A 700-nucleotide genomic window follows, 5' to 3' on the forward strand; every position below is an offset into this window, starting at 1 on the left:
TCGTTGTCATCGCGGCGCTGGTAACCACCACGGCCCGCGTCATCGCGCTTGGGGTAGCCGCTCTTGTTGTCATCGCGACGTTGGTATCCACCACGGTCAGCGGAGCCGCCGCGATCCGAACCGCCACGGGGGCGGTCGTCGTTGCCACGGTAGCCACCGCGATCGCTCGAGCCACCGCGACCGGCGTCGTCACGGCGCTGGTAGCCACCGCGGTCGCCACTGTCGCCACGCTTGAATCCACCACGGTCGGAGCCGGCGCCGCGGTCGTCGCGGTTGTAGCCGCCTCGCTGGCCTTCGGGACGACCCGAGCCGCGATTGTCGTCATTGCGACGGAATCCGCCCCGGTCGGAGCTGCCACGATCGGAACCACCACGACCTGCGCTGCTGCCTCGGTCCGCGTCGCCACGGCCGGAGCCGCGATTGTCACCATGTCCGCCACGGGGGCGATCGGTCGGTTCGCCTCGCCGGCCGAAACCGGGGGCGTCTCCGTCCCGGCGGAAAGGCTTCCGTCCGTCGTTGTGTTCCGACACGGCGATCCCTCTCTAGGTTCCCCGACCTGCGGGGAGTGTTGTCAATGGCCCCGCCACTAAGAATTCAACCACGGACGAAGGACGGGGCATCGTCCGCCTGGCGTACCGAACTCGTATCGAGTCCACAAACGCCGATAGGGGACCCAAATAAGGGTCCCCTATCGCGAAGG

General features: G+C 68.0%; 1 protein-coding gene. It reads left to right on the plus strand.

The genetic code is table 11. From position 1 onward, the window contains the following. On the plus strand, positions 1–590 hold a 590-nt coding region (locus tag NA12_RS34245; protein ID WP_169810417.1), incomplete at its 5' end, for a hypothetical protein. Positions 591–700 lie beyond the last annotated feature (110 nt).

Origin of the sequence: Nocardia alba NBRC 108234 (assembly GCF_001612665.1) — a bacterium.
GTDB classification, from domain to species: Bacteria; Actinomycetota; Actinomycetes; order Mycobacteriales; family Mycobacteriaceae; genus Nocardia; species Nocardia alba.